Genomic DNA, 14,385 nt, shown 5'->3' with positions numbered 1-14,385 from the left:
TCGATCAGCCCCGGGTCAGCTTCTTGTAGGTGGCGCGGTGCGGACGCGCGGCGTCGGCGCCCAGCCGCTCGATCTTGTTCTTCTCGTACGACTCGAAGTTGCCCTCGAACCAGTACCACTTGGACTCACCCTCGTACGCGAGGATGTGGGTCGCGACCCGGTCCAGGAACCAGCGGTCGTGGGAGATGACCACAGCCGCGCCCGGGAACTCCAGCAGAGCGTTCTCGAGCGAGGACAGGGTCTCGACGTCGAGGTCGTTGGTGGGCTCGTCGAGGAGCAGCAGGTTGCCGCCCTCCTTGAGCGTGAGCGCCAGGTTCAGACGGTTGCGCTCACCACCGGACAGGACGCCGGCCGGCTTCTGCTGGTCCGGACCCTTGAAGCCGAAGGCGGAGACATAGGCCCGCGACGGCATCTCGACCTGGCCCACGTTGATGTAGTCCAGCTCGTCCGACACCACGGCCCACAAGGTCTTCTTGGGGTCGATGTTGGCGCGGCTCTGGTCGACGTAGCTGATCTTGACCGTGTCGCCGATCTTGACCGAACCGGAGTCCGCGGGCTCAAGGCCCTGGATCATCTTGAACAGCGTGGTCTTGCCCGCGCCGTTCGGGCCGATGATGCCGACGATGCCGTTGCGCGGCAGCGTGAACGAGAGGTCGTCGACCAGGACCTTGTCGCCGAACGCCTTCGAGAGGTTGTTGACCTCGACGACGATGGAGCCAAGACGCGGGCCCGGCGGGATCTGGATCTCCTCGAAGTCCAGCTTCCGCATCTTGTCGGCCTCGGCCGCCATCTCCTCGTAACGGGCGAGGCGGGCCTTGGACTTGGTCTGGCGGCCCTTGGCGTTGGAGCGGACCCACTCCAGCTCTTCCTTGAGGCGCTTGGCGCGCTTCTCGTCCTTGCGGCCCTCGACCTTGAGGCGCGTGGCCTTCTTCTCCAGGTACGTGGAGTAGTTGCCCTCGTAGGGGATCGCGCGGCCGCGGTCGAGCTCGAGGATCCACTCGGCGACGTTGTTCAGGAAGTACCGGTCGTGAGTGACGGCGACGACAGCGCCCGAGTACTTCGAGAGGTGCTGCTCCAGCCAGTTCACCGACTCGGCGTCGAGGTGGTTGGTGGGCTCGTCGAGGAGGAGCAGGTCCGGGGCCTCGATCAGCAGCTTGCAGAGCGCGACACGGCGCTTCTCACCACCCGAGAGGGTGGTGACGGGCCAGTCGCCGGGCGGGCAGCCCAGCGCCTCCATGGCCTGCTCCAGCTGTGCGTCCAGGTCCCAGGCGTTGGCGTGGTCCAGGTCCTCCTGGAGCTTGCCCATCTCGTCCATGAGCGCGTCCGAGTAGTCGGTCGCCATGAGCTCGGCGACCTCGTTGAAGCGCGTGAGCTTGCCCATGATCTCGGCGGCGCCGTCCTGGACGTTCTCCAGGACCGTCTTGGACTCGTCGAGCTTCGGCTCCTGCATGAGGATGCCGACGCTGAAGCCGGGCGACAGGAACGCGTCACCGTTGGAAGGCTGCTCGAGCCCCGCCATGATCTTCAGAACGGTGGACTTACCGGCACCGTTCGGCCCGACCACACCGATCTTCGCGCCGGGCAGGAAGCTCAGCGTCACGTCGTCAAGGATGACCTTGTCGCCGTGCGCTTTGCGCGTCTTGCGCATGGTGTAGATGTACTCAGCCAAGAGAAACCGTCCGGCAGCTTGAAATCTGGCAGTGGGCAGATACACCCCATCTTGCCTGAGGTCCACCCTTGGGTGGTAACCCGTTTGGCTGGGGGGCTGTGACCTGGGGGTTCGCCGTCCGCGGCGGTAGATCGACCGTCACTGTCGGTTGTCGTCACTCAGACGGACCGCGAAAGGTGTCCTTCCGGATGCCCTATACAGAATGGGGACGACATGACGCCCGCCGTCACACCGGCACCGTGGCTCAGTCCTGCGTCGGCGTCTTCTTCTGGCGGACGAGCACCAGCGCCGCCCCGCCGATCACCACCAGAGCGATGGCCATCCCCGCGATCACCGGCGTCGCGCTGGAGCTGCCCGTCTCGGCCAGGTTCGTGTCGGCGGCACCGCCCACCGTCGCCGGGCTCGGCTCGCTGAGGGTCTGGACCGCGTCCCCGGTCTCGGCGCCCTGCGTCTGGCAGTCGAGGACACCGGTGAAGCGCTTGTCGAGGCCGCCGGAGCCGGTGATGGTGAAGTCGTACGCCTGGTCCTCCTGGAGCGGGATCGTCACCGTCTGCGACTCTCCCACCGGGATGCTGTGCTCGACGCCCAGCAGCTCGAAGGTGAAGGCCGCGTCGCCCTCGTTGGTCGCGGTGATGTCCACGCCGCCCGCCACGCAGTTCTTCACCGCGGACAGCGCGGTTATCGCGCCCTGCTCCGCCCACGTCGCGCTCGCCGTCGCCGAGACCGTCGACTCGCTGGAGCCGGCCAGGATCTGCGTCTGACTCCGGCTCTCGGAGGCGAAGGCACGGCCCACCGGCACGGTGGTGGAGGCCTGCACGGTCAGCTCGGCCGAGCCGGCCGGCGCGTCCTCGGGCACGTCGAAGAACAGCTCGGCGCCACTCTTCGCCGACGTCAGCGGCTTGCCGTCCTTGCCCACGATCCGCACGCCGCTCGTCTGGGCGTCCGCCGGCGGCGTCACCGTCACGCTGTCCGCGTCGGTACGAACCGTCACCGGACCGAGCAGACCGCCGGGGCGGCCGGAGACCGCGGCGGGGTCGAGGGTCAGCGACGCCCTGGGCTCCGCCAGATCGCGGGCGCTCTTCTGAAGGTAGTCAGCGAGCTTCTCGGCCTGCGGGTCGACGGCGTCGACGTCCGCGTCGTCCGAGTAGCGCCAGATGGCGACCTGGGTACCGGCCGCCGCGTCCTGCTCGGTGAGGCCGCCGCCGACACCCGCCTTGGCGGCGAGCGCCGCGAGGTCGTTCACCTGCGGGTAGGAGTTCTGCAGGATCCAGCGGATCCGGCCCGCCTCCTTGTTGACCCCGAGCGAGGTCCCGCTCCAGGGCGTCTCGTGGTACTTGGCGTCCTGCTGCGTGGGGTTGTGGAGGTCGACGCAGTACGTCTGCAGGGTGCCGCCGCCGTCGACGGACATCTCGAACAGGCCCGCCGACACCTCCAGGTCCCCGGAGTCGTCGTGTATGACGGCCGCGCCGTACGTCTTCAGGCCGCCCATGGTGGCGGTCGCCCCACCCTGGTTCTGCGCCGTCGTGTCGGCGGCGGCGGCCGTGCCGGCACCGGTCGTCAGCACGCCGGCCGCGACAAGCCCGGACACCAGCGTCGCGGCGGCACCGCGGACCGCCCTTCGCCTGCACGCGGACAACAACGCAGAAAACACAGAATTCCCCTTCGAGCAGGACCCGTTGACGTGGGGGGAACGGTCCCACCAGCAGAATCAGCAGCCCCGAGAGCTATGCCCGGCATCCTAGGTATGTGCTCGCACCACGGTTCCCGGTGATGCACTCGGGCGGCCGTTCCGACTCGGAATCGTTATCGCCAAGATCGCCTGCGAGCAGGGCTTATCGACAAATCCACCGGTTCGTTCGGTGCGCATTCGCCGATAAGCCGCAGTTCGGTCGCTGACGTCAGGTCACCGCGGCGACTTCCGGCTCGCGTTGGGCCTCGCTGTCCTCGACGGGCGTCTCCCAGTTCGGCTCGGGCCGGGACGGCACCCCGGCCGTCTCCGGTTTCGGCTCGCGCCGGAACATGGACGTGCCCCGCGCCATGTCGTGGCCGATCGCCACGGCGTCGATGTCCGCCGAGGTCCAGTTCTTCCCGTCGTGCACATCCGTACGGATCTTCAGCCGGCCGTGCACGATGACGGGCTCCCCCACCGACAGACAGGCCGCCACGTTCGCGGCGAGCTGCCGATTGGCCCACACCGTGAAGAAGTTGGTGTGCCCGTCCTTCCACTCGTTCTTCTCACGGTCCAGATAGCGTGCGGTCACCGCCATCCGGAACCGTGCCGACGAACCGTTCTCTGTCTCCCGGAACACCGGCTGCGTCGCCACGTTCCCCACCACACCGACGATCGTCTCGTTCATCTCGAACCCCTCCCGGATACGCCGAACGGGCCCGTCCCGTACGGCTGCGTCTGCTGCGCCGACCGCATCCGTCGCGATCGCCGTGCAGCCAGACTGCCTCCGCCGGCACGAGCCCGCCGAGCACTGTGGACCACCGGCCCACCTGTGGAGAACTCCGCCACCCGAACGAGCGACGCCCCCTCGAGAAGCCCTCTAGAAGGCCCCCGAGGGGCACGTCACCGCACCCCGGCCTCCACCCCCAACACCCTCCCGTACTGCTCCCGGACCTCCCGGTACCGCAACAGCTCCGCCGCCACCGGGTCCAGCACCCGGGCCCGCCCGCACCCGGCCGCCGCCTCCCTGAGCCGCCGCTCCGCCTCCATCCCGTAGCGCCGTGCGGGCCCCCGCGCCGCCATCCGGCAGCTCCACTCCACGAGCGGCCCACCGATGATCCCGACCACCATCAGCAGCACCGGCACACCGAGGTTCGGCGCCATGAACCCGGCGATCTGGCCCACCAGCCACAGCCCGCCGACGACTTGGAGAAGCGTCATGGACGCCTGCGCGAACACGGCCGCCGGCCACCAGCCCGGCCGCGGCGGTCGCCCCGGCGGCAGCCCCGCGCGCGCGGCCAGCTCGTCCAGTGCCTCGGGCAGCCCCTGCGAGCCCCGTGCGGCCGCCTCCCGCACCGCCTGCGCCCACGGCGGCGCGAGCCCGGCCGAGGCCCGGTCGGCGACCGTCCGCACCGCCTGCTCGACACGCTGCCGAGCGGTGACCTCCTCGTCGGCCTGAGCGCGCAACGGGAGACGCCCGGTGGGCGGTTCGAGCCGGTCCTGGTGCCACCGCCACAGCCGTAGCCACGGCGTTCCGCACGCGCGGTTGGCGTTGCGCAGCCACGCCCGCTCGGCCGCCTCGCCGGCCGCCGTCGCACCGACCGCGTCCGCGAGCCGCACGGCGAACTCGTCCCGCGCCTCCTCGCTCAGCCCGGTCCGCCGCCCGGTGGCGTACACGGACCGCAGCCGCCACGCGGCGGCGTCCACGTCGGCCGAGATCCGGCGCCCCGGCGCCTGCCGCTCGGTCACGAACTGGCCGAGCGTCTCGCGCAGTTCCCCCACGCCGTCGCCGGTGAGCGCGGACAGCGCGAGCACGGTCGCGCCCGGTTCGCCGTACTCGCCCAGCGCGATCCCGTCCTCGTCGAGCAGCCGCCGCAGGTCGTCGAGGACCTGCTCGGTGGCCTCCCCGGGCAACCGGTCGATCTGGTTGAGGACGACGAACATGACCTCCGCGTGTCCCGCCATGGGCCGCAGGTACCGCTCGTGCAGCACGGCGTCGGCGTACTTCTCGGGGTCGACGACCCAGATGACCGCGTCGACGAGGTCGAGGATGCGGTCCACGTGCTCGCGGTGCTGTACGGCCGCGGAGTCGTGGTCGGGCAGGTCCACCAGGACGAGTCCGCGCAACTGCGCCTCCATCTCGGCGTTCTGCACCGGGCGGCGCCTGAGCCGGGGCGGGATGCCGAGCCGCTCGATGAGGCTCGCCGCGCCGTCGCTCCAACTGCACGCGATGGGCGCGGCGGTGGTCGGACGCCGTACGCCCGTCTCCGAGATGGTCACTCCGGCCAGCGTGTTGAACAGCTGCGACTTGCCGCTGCCCGTGGCGCCCGCGATGGCGACGACGGTGTGCTGCCCGGACAGCCTGCGCCGCGCCGCGGCCTCGTCGAGCACCCTGCTCGCCTCGGCGAGCGTCCGGCTGTCGAGCCGGGTCCGGGAGAGCCCCACCAGTTCGCGCAGCGCGTCGAGCCGCGACCTGAGCGGTCCGTCGTACGCGAGCGGCGCGGCGATCTGCGCGCCGGAACCCCGGGTCTCGACCACGGCGACGGGTTCCGCCGCGGCGGCGTCGGTGACCCGCCGCGCGATCAGCCCGTCGTCCCACGCGTCCGAGGAGTCCGAGGAGTCCGACGAGTCCGTGCGGTCCTCCCCGCGCGCGTGCTCATCGTCCGGCTCCTCGGGCTCGTCCTCCGTGGGGTCCACGGCGTCCCCGGTCTTTACGGCCTCGTCCTGCGCCGGCGTGCCGTCCTCGTCCTCGGAGACGGCGTCCTGCGTGTGATCGGTCTGGTCCTCGTCAGTGACGGCGGTCACCGGTCACCTCTCCTTCTGCAGTACGGACAGCGCGGCGATGAGTTCGGCCTGCGGCTCGGGGTGTACGTCGAGGGCGTCGAGCGGCGCGAGCCGGCGCTCGCGTTCCGTCTGGACCACCTGGTCCACGTGCTCGGTGAGCAGTCGTCCGCCCCGGTCGCGGAGCCTGAGCGCGCCGTGCGCCCCGATCCGCTCGGCGAGCCCCTCGCCCGCGGAGCGCGCCCGGCGGCCGCCCAGCAGCGCGGTGGCGACGAGCGCGGCGATCACCTCGGGGTCGGGCGCGACGCTGCGGTCGAGGTCGCGCACCTCCTCCTCGGCGAACTCCTCGAGCTCGCGCCGCCACCGTCGTACGGCCATCCCGATCCGGTGTTCGGCGCTCTCCGGCGCCGGGTCCCGGCCGGCCAGCTCGGGTGCGCCCGCCGCCGGTTCGCGCCGCCAGGCCTCGTCGACGCGCTCGTCGGCGGCGCTGACGGCGCACAACAGGAGCGCGGCGAGGCTCCCCGTGAGCGCGTCGAGAAGCTCTGCGCCGGAGCAGTCGAGCGGGAACGCGCGCCACCGCTTGAGCGCGTCCCCGGCGAGTACGGCGCCCGCCTGCAGCCGTCCTCGCACGCGGGTGTGCTCGCTGTCGTACGCCCCGTCGACGGCGGCGGTGAGCCGCAGCGCGGCCGCGTACTGGGCGGCTGCGGCGCTGGCCAGCTCGGGCATCCGGGCCTTGAGCGAGTCGAGGACGCCGTGGGCGGTGCGGCCCAGGGTGCGCTGCCGGGCGGCCGGGTCCTGGGCCTGGTGGACGAGCCAGGCCCTGAGCGGTGCGACGGCGGTGGCCGGCAGCAGTCCGCCGCCCCATGCCGACTCGGGGAGCTCGGGCACGGTGAAGCGCGGTACCTCGCCGAGTCCGGCCTTGGTGAGCAGCGCCCCGTACTGGCGGGAGACCTCGGAGACGACCTGGTGCGGCACCCGGTCGAGGACGGTCACGAGGGCGGCGTTGTACTCCTTGGCGGTACGCAGGAGATGCCAGGGGACGGCGTCGGCGTACCGGGCCGCCGTGGTGACCATGACCCAGATGTCGGCCGCGCAGATGAGTTCGGCGGCCAGGGTGCGGTTGTCGGCGACGAGGGAGTCGACGTCGGGTGCGTCGAGGAGGGCGAGGCCGGGCGGGAGGCTGTCGGCGGTCTCGACGCGCAGCACGCGCGCGGGATCCTCGCCGGGCAGCAGGAGTTCGTCGCTCCCGTCCCGGTGCGGCACCCACACGCGCGTGAGGTCGGGCAGCACGCGCATTCCGCTGAACCAGTGATGGTCCTCCGGATGGCACACCAGCACGGGTGTCCGCGTGGTCGGCCGCAGTACGCCCGCCTCGCTGACCCGTCTGCCCACAAGGGAGTTGACGAGGGTCGACTTGCCGGCGCCCGTCGAGCCCCCCACGACGGCCAGCAAGGGCGCTTCGGGTTCCCTCAACCGGGGCACCAGATAGTCGTCGAGCTGGGCGAGCAGTTCGTCGCGGTTGGCACGCGCGCGTGGAGCCCCCGCAAGGGGCAGCGGGAAGCGTGCGGCGGCGACACGGTCGCGCAGGGCGGAGAGTGCGTCGAGCAGCTGAGGCCGTACGTCCAAGGTCACCACATGTGAAGAATGCCCAATTTTAGGTGATTTCTGAAGCATATGGCCATGTCTGCGCGCCGATAGAACACAAGGGGACGGAAGGGACGACTGGGACAACGGCACAGTCCAGGCATAACGAGTGCACAACACCCGGGGCGCGAGACGCCAAAAGCGATGCACGATTCGTACCTGCCTGCGATTATCAGGACCGCTTCACCGAACCTCCACATTGAGCCACGGAGGCGAAGCAGCAGGGACAAGGATCCGGGAGCCCTATCCTTGTCCCCGGCAACGTCACGGATCAGCCCACACCCGGGCACCAGGTACGAGGCCACCACACCGGCCCCCGTAGCTCAGTGGATAGAGCAGGCGCCTTCTAAGCGCTTGGCCGCAGGTTCGAGTCCTGCCGGGGGCGCGCGTTTATGCATGTCAGAGCCCCTTTCCAACCCTTCGCAAGATCACTTGCGGAGGGTTTTTTGTTGCCCTGGAGGGCTTTTTATCCCACGGTCCACCGATCACTGTGAACCACGACTTGTCCGTGCGAAGGCCGGGAGCGTGCTCTCCGCCCCAGGCCCGCTTGATCTCCTCACGCACGGCGCGGTGGTGGGTGTGTCAAGTGCAGTAGCCGCTGGTGTCGACGATGACGTCGGCGGTGCCGTCGTTGTTGTGGTAGATGCTGATCTGCCCGTTGGCGTCGGTGGGGGTGAGGTTGGCGGGCGCGGGGAAAGGCGCTTCCGCCGAGTTCGTCGGCGATCCCGCAGGTTTTGATCGAGCGGGACTCGCGGAGGCCGTGTCCGGCCCCGGAGGCGGTGTGCTGGACGGGGATGTCCCGCCAGGGCAGGGCCGCGAGCTGATGGTGGGCAGTGGGCTGGTTGGTCTTGATCACGGCGATGTAGTGGGCCTTCTTGGTCTCGACCAGCCAGGAGATGTTCGCCTTGACCGAGTGCAGGGCGTCGAAGGTGATGACGGTGCCGACAGCGGACGGAAGTGTGTGGTTTCGTTCGTCTTCGCGCCGACCTCCACCTGGGCGAGGGTCATGACGGTGCCGTGAGTGACCGCGGAGAGCAGATGCCGGCGCGTCGCGATGAGACGGGCTGGTCCCCAACGAGCACTCCCCCTCCTGGGGCATCACCAACGATCCGGACACCTATGGAACTTGATCAAGCACTGGAGGGATGTTGCGATGACCAAGTCCGTAGATGTGGCCAGAAGTTGCTCCCGAAACCACGCTGCAGCAAGCCGAAGGGCGCAGAGTTCAGGCTTTGAGGTAAAGCTGCTCCGCCTCCAGAATCGTGCTGCCCAGCGGGCTGTCATACGGCCAGGAATCCGCGATGACACGGCCGACGCCCCGCAGGCGCTCCGTACGGGGCGGCAGCTCCGGGGATGAGAGCTGGAGCTCCATCTGCGAAAGCTGCGCTCGGATCGAGGCGAGCTGCTTGGCGCTGCTCACACGACCCTGACCTGCGGCATGCCGGTCCAGTTCCTCGTCGATCCCGTGCAAGGCTCGCGTAATCACGGCGAGAGATTTCTGTACGGGTGCTTCGGGCATTACGGCTCCAGCAGATCTGCATCGGGGTTCAGTACATACGTCTGTTTTCCGCCGCCAGGATATCCAATGCCCTGCGGCCCGACTCGGCCTTCAATGATGGGGGCGCCTGGGCGGATCTTCCATTGTTTGAGGAACGTGAATTGGTTCCATGACGCCTTGACGGCGATCTCCTCGCGTGTTGCAGGCCACTGCGTGGTCAGATAGCGTCCGCGCGCCCAGGCACCCTCGTTGTCGTAGAAGCGCATTCCGTAGTCATTGTTACCGGCCCGGCGCACGCTGATCGTGCCCTCTTCGAAGGACTGCATGACCTGGATCCGGAATGCGCGGGGGACACCGGCATCGCGCAGCAGCTGTGCGGCCTCCTTGGTGCCGGCGTACGGATCGAGCCCGGCTATTTCCCCGTCCACCTTGCACGGGGCGAGGCCCAAGGGGTCGGTCCAGCTGTGCGGGTTGGTGACGTAGGCGACCGGGTTGGGGGACGGAGCGAGGCCCAGCGGGTCGGCAGTGAGGTAGCGGGCTGTCTCGGGATCGTAGTGGCGGAAGTAGTTGTAATGGAGTTCTGTTTCCGGGTCGCAGTACTGGCCCGGAAAGCGCAGTGGCATGTACGCCGCGTTGTCGGCAGCCCAAGTCGTGGCGCCCTACAGCGTGTTACGGCTGCGCCAGGCTATGTCGCCGGTCTCGTCGACGAGTTCACGGGGCGTGCCGACGACATCGGTGACGATCGCGAAGCAGCGGGAGCCGATCTCGGACTGAGGCGCGTCGAGGGCGGTGAAGCGTTCCGTCTGCGTGATCGGGTGCGGGCCCTCGTGGTCCCAGGTGAGTGTGACGCGGTCGGGCGACTCCGTGCCGGTGGTGCTCTGTTCGCACAGGACGACGCCGTCCCAGGTGAAGTCGGTCTGCTCCACGACGGTTTCGCCGTCAGCGGCCAGGCGTTGCTTGGCGATACGGCGACCGAGGGCGTCGTATCTGTATCTCCAGCGGGTGCCGTCCGGGGTGACCGCGGCGACGAGGTGGTCTTCGCCGTCCCAGATGTAACGCCAGGTATCGGGTTTGCGAGACAGGCGGGTCTTCTGGCGTTGGGTGATGCGGCCCGCCGCGTCGTGTTCGTAGCGGACGTTTCCGGCCCGGGTGATGCGGGTGCCTGTGTACGCGCGTGAGCCGGTGGCGTCGTGGCCCGGGTGTGTGGCGGGCCACGCGGCATCGGTCTGGTTGCCCGCATCGTCATAAGGCGTAGCGCTCGCTCCAGCCCGCCGCACGGACGGCCGTCACGCGGCCCGCGGCATCGAGGTCGAAGTCGCTGGTGCCGGTCAGTTGGTCTTCGATCGCGATGAGGTGGCCGTCGGCGCGGTAGGAGTAGGCGCGTCTTTGGAGCTTGTGGCCACTGGTGCGGTCTGTCACTGCCTGCGTGGTCAGGCGGCCGAGCGCGTCGAAGGTGCTCGGCACGGTGAGGGTGTCGCCGAAGTGGCGGCTCAGTTCCCGGCCCACCGGGTCCCGGTCTAACGTGACGGTTCGGCCTGCGCTGGTGCGCTCGGTGCAGTTGCCCGCCGCGTCGTAGCTCCAGGTGCTCGCCATGCCGGCAGGCGTCGTGCGCCGAGTACGGCGTCCCAGGACGTCGTACTCGTACGTGATGGTGCGCCCGTTGACGGTTTCGGAACGCAGGCGGCCGACATCGTCGTGGTCCCGGACCACGGTCGCGTCGGACGTCGTGGCCGTGGCGAGATCACCACGAGCCGTGTAGGTGAAGCTGCTGACCTTGCCGTCGTTCGTCTGCCGGGTGATCTGTCCGAGCACGTCGCGCTCGAAGCGGACGGTGTGACCGAGCACGTTGGTGCGGGCGACGAGACGACCTGCGAGGTCGTGGACGTAGTGCAGGGTGCGGTCGTCGAAGTCCGTCTCGGCGATGAGGTGTCCGGCGAGGCCGTATTCGTAACTCCAGGACTGTCCCAGCGAGTTGGTGACCTGGGTGAGGCGCTGTTCGGAGTCGTGGGTGAAGGCGTGCCGCACTCCGTCCGGGCCGGTGCGAGCCGCAGGAAGGTCGAAATGGGTGTACTCGAAGCGGTGCACCGCACCCTGCGGGTCGGTATGGGCGGTGCAGTTGCCCTCCCCGTCGTACACCCACGTCTGACTGCTGCCGTCCGGGGCGGTCCGGCGGGTGGGCTTGCCCTCCACGGTCCATTCGAAGCGGGTCACGTTGCCGAGCGGATCGGCCAGGCTGATCGTGCGACCGAAAGCATCTCGCTCACAGTGGGTTTCCGCTCCCAGAGGATCGGTTGTCACCAGGGGCAGACCGGCACTGTTGCACCGGATACGCGTGCGGTTCCCCAACGGGTCGACGATGGACGTCAGGTGACCGCGCTCGTTGCAGGAGAAGCGAGTGGTCGCACCGGCGGCGTCGGTGATGGCCGTACGGTTGCCGCGGTCGTCGTATGTGTAACGCCAGAGGATGCCCCCTGGGTCGGCCGCTGTGACCGGCAGGCCGAGGTGGTTGTACTCGGCGCGCGTCTCACCGCCGTCCGCGCGGATGACGGCCACGGCGCGCCCGAATTCGTCGTAGCGGTAGCGGGTGGTGTTCCCGAGCGCGTCGGTGACGGCCGCCAGGCGGTTCGCGGCGTCCCACTCCTGGTTGACGGTGTGGCCAAGCGCATTGGTCTCGCGGATGAGGCGGTAGGCGGCGTTGTGCTCGTATCGGGTGCTGTGGCCACGGGAGTTGGTGACGGTGGTGGTACGGGTGGCGTCGTCGTAGGTGAGGGTGCCGGAGAGGAAGAGGTCCCTCCTAAACAGGTCTCCACTCAATCGATTGAGAAGTGGACGCGTCAGAACCACCGTCTGCTGCCCGTGCCTAGTCTGAAGCGGGACACTGTCCGGCATCGCGCCGCGCATGGAAGGCCCTCCACAGCGTCGCGCTCACGACATCCGCCCCACCCTGCAGGGCGAAACAGGTCGTGCGATTCCGCCGTGAACTCCTGCAACGGCTTCGCCGTACTCGTCCCCGGATTTGGGCGCCGCTGCGGGAGCGGCTGGCGCGCCGGTGTCCAGAGCGAGGCGGCCGGACACCCGCAGACTCACTGTGCGGCGTTCCACTCGGGGCCGTCACCGGGAACCACCCCCACGACGGCGCCGCCGCACCCGCGGTACCGCCACCGTCCCGGAAAGCACCAGCTCACGCCCGGCACGAGGCCGTACAGATGCTGTCGGTGCCCCGCCGGGCGCCGATTTTCCGCAGATCAGGCGCCATTCCCAGCCCGTCGCAAGGTTGCATGCGGCTGACTTTTCGCTTGTCGCGGCCTTTGCCCCTGTTTCAGGCTCACCCTGTGCGGCTCCATCCCACTGCGTCCCCCAGGAGGTCTCACATCTCCCGCCTCATGGGGACTCTGCACAGAGAAGTGTCTGGTCAGCACGTTTCAAACGGTGCGTCGGAGACAAACTGAGCAGGCGCCCTGGCGGCACCTGCTCTCTTCTCCACCCTTCTTCGCTCCTGGCTCGAACGGCTCCCACGCCAAGGACCCCTACCGTCGCAGTTGCTTCTTCTGCGACACGGGACTTCGGGTGAGCAAGCTCGAAGGGTCTCGCTGTGCGGCGACGACCTCGTGCGCGTTCAGCAGAAAGCGCTGGATTGTTGCCAGCTCCGTGTCGGAGAAGGCCCTCGTGGCAGCGACGACCTCCGCGATCAGCGGTCCGAAGAACGACTGTCCGAGGGTGACTGCCCGTTCATCAACCTCGAGCAGCACACGGCGTCGGTCGCGGCTGTCGCGTGTGCGCCGCACGTGGCCAAGCCGCTCGAGCCGGTCGACAAGGGCTGTGGTGCCCGCAGAGTTCAGGCCGAGCTGCCGCCCGAGCCAGCCGGGCGTCGCGAGCGTGTCCGCCCGAGCGGCATCCAACAGGCAGATCAGGGCACGCAGGTCGGTCGGGTGCAGGCTGTTGCGTTGCGCGAACTCGGCTCCGAGCAGGTCGAGTTCGACAGTGATGGCACGTAGCTGATGCACAACCCGCAGTCCAGGCTCTCCTTCGTCCATGCCATTCGCCCTTCCGTGATCGATCCGGCACCATAGTATCTCGCTCAACGAGATACTTGCTCAGCGACCTAATTTCTGAGGGCGTCCCATGACAGAAGACCTGACTCGCTTTCTGGCGGCGTACGACACCGTCCTGGACCACTGGCCCGTGCCCGTCGACCGGATGGACCTGACGTCGGCGTACGGCACAACCCGGGTCACCGCGTGCGGACCCGTGGACGGGGAGCCGCTGGTGCTGCTGCACGGTGGCGGCGCCACCTCGGCGGTGTGGTTTGCCAACGTGGCCGACCTGAGCCGCACCCGGCGCGTCTACGCCGTCGACCGGATCGGCGAGGCAGGCCGCAGCCTGCGCGGGGGCCGCCCCGTCCGGTCCGTCGACGACCTTCTCGACTGGCTGGACGGCGTACTCGACGGCTTGGGCCTGGCCCGCGCCGACCTGTGCGGGCACTCCTATGGCGGATGGATTGCCCTCACCTATGCGCTGCGCACGCCGCAGCGGGTCCGCAAGCTCGCTCTCCTCGATCCCACCCAGTGCTTCGCTGGATTCAAGGCTCGGTACCTGCTACGCGCCCTTCCCCTGCTCATCCGGCCCACCGCCCAACGGGCCCGCGCGTTCCTCGCCTGGGAAACGCACAGCGCGGAAGTCGACCCGGCATGGCTGGACCTGTACGGGCTCGCCGCCGAATTCCCGCGCACGAAGGCCGTCGTGGGCAATCGCCCGAGGCCCGGGCAACTGCGGAGCTCGACGATCCCGACGCTGGTGCTGCTTGCCGGGGACAGCAGGGCGCACGACATTCGGCGCGTCGAGGCGGCGGCACGGCTGCACCTGCCACACGTCGAGACCGCGGTACTCCCCGGCCTGTCGCACCACAGCGTCCCGTTCACCCGGGCCGCCGCACTCAACAGCATGCTCCTGGACTTCCTCGGCAAGCCTTGAACCGGGGTGGGAGGTTCCACATCATTCCCGGACTCAGCACGGCCGGAGGCTGGAAGAAGACATCGGACTCACTCGTCCAGGGCTTGGCCATACGCATACGTGGTCCGTGTACCGGCAGCCGCGTACCGGCACCCGGCACGTGCACGGCGGAGG

The 14,385-nt window shown here is 69.1% G+C and carries 8 protein-coding genes, 1 tRNA gene and 1 pseudogene; 2 read left to right on the top strand and 8 right to left on the bottom strand.

What is annotated here, in order from left to right; translation table 11 throughout:
• Positions 1-4 precede the first annotated feature (4 nt).
• The 5 genes from ettA to QF037_RS29990 all read right to left on the bottom strand — a co-directional run bounded on the left by ettA (position 5) and on the right by QF037_RS29990 (position 7,754).
• Positions 5-1,669, bottom strand: coding sequence for an energy-dependent translational throttle protein EttA (gene ettA, locus QF037_RS30010; protein ID WP_307030499.1), 1,665 nt, complete (start codon positions 1,667-1,669; stop codon positions 5-7).
• A gap of 244 nt (positions 1,670-1,913) precedes the next feature.
• Positions 1,914-3,320 (bottom strand): Cys-Gln thioester bond-forming surface protein, encoded by a 1,407-nt coding sequence (locus tag QF037_RS30005; protein WP_307030497.1) that lies wholly within the window; start codon positions 3,318-3,320, stop codon positions 1,914-1,916.
• Positions 3,321-3,567: 247 nt separating this feature from the next.
• Positions 3,568-4,026: a single-stranded DNA-binding protein gene (locus tag QF037_RS30000; protein WP_307030495.1), complete on the bottom strand. Its 459-nt coding sequence runs from the start codon at positions 4,024-4,026 to the stop codon at positions 3,568-3,570.
• 215 nt (positions 4,027-4,241) lie between these two features.
• On the bottom strand, positions 4,242-6,143 hold the full coding sequence (locus QF037_RS29995) for a YfjP family GTPase (RefSeq protein ID WP_307030493.1): 1,902 nt from the start codon (positions 6,141-6,143) through the stop codon (positions 4,242-4,244).
• A gap of 3 nt (positions 6,144-6,146) precedes the next feature.
• Complete coding sequence (locus QF037_RS29990; protein WP_307030491.1) at positions 6,147-7,754, bottom strand: dynamin family protein; 1,608 nt, start codon at positions 7,752-7,754, stop codon at positions 6,147-6,149.
• Between the two features lie 321 nt (positions 7,755-8,075).
• Here QF037_RS29990 and QF037_RS29985 point away from each other — a divergent pair.
• Positions 8,076-8,148, top strand: a tRNA-Arg gene (locus QF037_RS29985).
• An 840-nt stretch (positions 8,149-8,988) separates the two neighbouring features.
• Here QF037_RS29985 and QF037_RS29980 read toward each other — a convergent pair.
• The 3 genes and pseudogenes from QF037_RS29980 to QF037_RS29960 form a co-directional block, all read right to left on the bottom strand.
• The gene (locus tag QF037_RS29980; protein ID WP_307030489.1) at positions 8,989-9,282 is read right to left on the bottom strand and encodes a hypothetical protein; all 294 of its coding nucleotides are present in this window, start codon (positions 9,280-9,282) and stop codon (positions 8,989-8,991) included.
• Between the two features lie 410 nt (positions 9,283-9,692).
• Positions 9,693-12,021: pseudogene (locus QF037_RS29965) on the bottom strand (RHS repeat-associated core domain-containing protein); the annotation flags it as partial.
• Between the two features lie 767 nt (positions 12,022-12,788).
• Positions 12,789-13,295, bottom strand: a complete 507-nt coding sequence (locus QF037_RS29960) for a MarR family transcriptional regulator (protein WP_307030481.1) — start codon at positions 13,293-13,295, stop codon at positions 12,789-12,791.
• A gap of 88 nt (positions 13,296-13,383) precedes the next feature.
• On the opposite strand from QF037_RS29960, the gene QF037_RS29955 reads away from it, so the two are divergent.
• A complete protein-coding gene (locus tag QF037_RS29955; protein WP_307030479.1) occupies positions 13,384-14,232 on the top strand; it encodes an alpha/beta fold hydrolase in 849 nt (282 codons plus the stop codon).
• Positions 14,233-14,385: the final 153 nt, after the last annotated feature.

Origin of the sequence: Streptomyces canus, from assembly GCF_030815415.1 — a bacterium.
GTDB classification, from domain to species: Bacteria; Actinomycetota; Actinomycetes; order Streptomycetales; family Streptomycetaceae; genus Streptomyces; species Streptomyces canus_F.
The sequence above is the reverse complement of the archived record's forward strand: the minus strand, read 5'-3'. Positions and strand labels throughout refer to the sequence as shown.

What these genes read in the sequence shown, in the direction of transcription:
- QF037_RS30000 (WP_307030495.1), bottom strand. Translation starts at nt 4,026, where the DNA reads ATGAACGAGACGATCGTCGGTGTGGTGGGGAACGTGGCGACGCAGCCG.
- QF037_RS29980 (WP_307030489.1), bottom strand. Translation starts at nt 9,282, where the DNA reads ATGCCCGAAGCACCCGTACAGAAATCTCTCGCCGTGATTACGCGAGCC.
- QF037_RS29960 (WP_307030481.1), bottom strand. Translation starts at nt 13,295, where the DNA reads ATGGACGAAGGAGAGCCTGGACTGCGGGTTGTGCATCAGCTACGTGCC.
- QF037_RS29955 (WP_307030479.1), top strand. Translation starts at nt 13,384, where the DNA reads ATGACAGAAGACCTGACTCGCTTTCTGGCGGCGTACGACACCGTCCTG.